The sequence below is a fragment of the Vibrio splendidus 12E03 genome (assembly GCF_000272105.2).
GTDB classification, from domain to species: Bacteria; Pseudomonadota; Gammaproteobacteria; order Enterobacterales; family Vibrionaceae; genus Vibrio; species Vibrio splendidus_I.
In genome coordinates, this window is record NZ_AJZD02000047.1 from 1 (window position 1) to 628 (window position 628).

The window sequence follows — 628 nt, forward strand, 5'->3', positions numbered from 1 at the left end:
CAATGCCTACGCCGTCTTTTTCTGTTGGAATGATGGCGTGATGCGCTTCTATTTTTGAACCGTCAAAGGCTTTATGAGTTGAGGTCGGTTCGACGGACTGGATAGATGCAGCTAGGTTTGGGCTGGTTTTTTGAATGGCGCCCAGGATGTTGGCCGCATTCTCTAAATGTGCTTCAGATAAATATTGGTTATCACTTCGAGGGTACGTCAGTAATTGATGGGTTTCATACAGCTTTTGAACAATATCGAGGGTTTCTTTGGGTTTGTACCCCCACTTCTTTGACGCTGTAATTTGCAGTTTGGATAAGTTAAAAGGCATGGGCGGCTGACGCTTTTCTTCTTTGACTTCCCGTTTTTCTACGGTGCCTTTTTCACCTTTGTCTGCGTCCTTAATCACTTCGAGTTGAAACCGGTCAATCATTCGATTTTTATCATCGAGTTCAAGCTCATCATGGGGCTGTAATTTGCCTTTTACCTTTAATCCTTCGATATCAAAGGTGCCGTAGAGCTCATAATAATGGCTTTTTTCATGATTCTGGTTAGCCAAGGTACGCTGATTCACCATACCGACCAAAGAGCTGATGACTCGGCCAATGTTGAGAACGTTATCAAACCCTTTCTCTCTTGC

At 43.8% G+C, this 628-nt stretch carries 1 protein-coding gene; it reads right to left on the reverse strand.

What is annotated here, in order from left to right; genetic code table 11:
- The coding region (locus tag A142_RS04660) for a DNA topoisomerase (RefSeq protein WP_019819801.1) at positions 1-628 on the reverse strand (628 nt) is incomplete at both ends.